The organism is Vibrio sp. Vb0349 (assembly GCF_033338975.1).
In genome coordinates, this window is the sequence record NZ_JAWOTS010000250.1 from 1 (window position 1) to 1,298 (window position 1,298).

Annotated in this window: 2 protein-coding genes; both read left to right on the forward strand. The window is 44.4% G+C overall.

Annotation, left to right across the window (positions count from 1 at the left end; all coding sequences use genetic code 11):
- Positions 1 to 20: 20 nt before the first annotated feature.
- On the forward strand, positions 21 to 497 hold the full coding sequence (locus R7Q47_RS24950) for a GNAT family N-acetyltransferase (protein ID WP_206973999.1): 477 nt from the start codon (positions 21 to 23) through the stop codon (positions 495 to 497).
- 236 nt (positions 498 to 733) lie between these two features.
- Positions 734 to 1,298: SLC13 family permease (locus tag R7Q47_RS24955; RefSeq protein WP_318089980.1), on the forward strand; the 565-nt coding region annotated here is incomplete at its 3' end.

A 1,298-nucleotide genomic window follows, 5' to 3' on the forward strand; every position in this document is an offset into this window, starting at 1 on the left:
CGTCTGTCTGGAACATTGTAATGATGCTTTCAATACGCAGCTATCGCGCTGATGATGCGCCAACACTATGGACGCTCTTCTACCATACGGTTCGAGAAGTAAACTGCCGCGATTACCAAACAGATCAAGTGAAAGCTTGGGCTCCCGATGATTTTGAACCAAAAACTTGGCAAGCGAGGATGGACACCATCACCCCATTTATTGCCGAAATTGAAGGTCAGATTGTCGGTTATGCGGACTTACAGCCAGATGGTTTCATTGACCATTTCTTTTGCCATCAGCAGCATCAAGGGACAGGTGTTGGCCGCGCATTGATGGCTCATATTTTCTCTCAAGCGGAGTCATTAGCGTTACCGTATTTGTACTCAGAGGTCAGTATCACTGCTCGTCCGTTCTTTGAACGGATGGGATTTAAAGTGATTAAACATCAAGAAGTTGAAGTGAGAGGGCAACACTTAACTAATTATGTGATGAAGAAGTATCTATCGCGTAATTAGTGAGCTTGGACACAGATAAGAGATGTTTTCTGATGTGAATTCCAGTTCATTGATCTAAGACCAAAATTTCGTTTCAAAACAGTGTACATAATCTCTACTCAGAGTTATCAAACAGGTATGTTTCTATCTCACAACCGCAAAGTTGTTCATAAAAATCAGATTGATAGAAAGATGACTGAATGTGGCTCGAAATGCCTAATGTCATGGCCAACCAACTCAGGAAGAGTAGTAGTACTATGCGCCCATATCTCAAATACATCATCCCAACGGTGATTCCGTTACTTATTTGGCTGATGCCTTTGTCAGCGTTTCCTTTTGACGGCATCACCATCGTCCAACAGCGAGTTATCGCGATCTTTTTGCTGGCAGCGCTCTGTTGGGTGTTCGAGCCTATTCCAATTTATGCCACGTCGGTGGTGATCATCGTGCTTGAGTTATTGCTCGTTTCGAACAAAGGCATTGTCTTGTTTCGAACACAAGAAGGGCAACCTCATTTTGGCGAACTACTGCAATATCACGAAATCATGGCTACCTTTGCAAGCCCAATCATCATGCTATTTTTAGGTGGTTTTTTCTTAGCAATGGCCGCAACCAAATATCGTTTGGATGTGAACCTCGCTAGGGTGTTGCTCAAGCCGTTTGGGCAAAACCCTAAGTTTGTCATGTTAGGCCTGATGCTGATCACCGCAATATTCTCGATGTTTATGTCGAATACCGCGACCACCGCGATGGTGTTGTCGATATTAACGCCAGTTATCGCTGTGTTTGGGCCTAAAGACCAGGGGCGAATTGCGTTCGCGC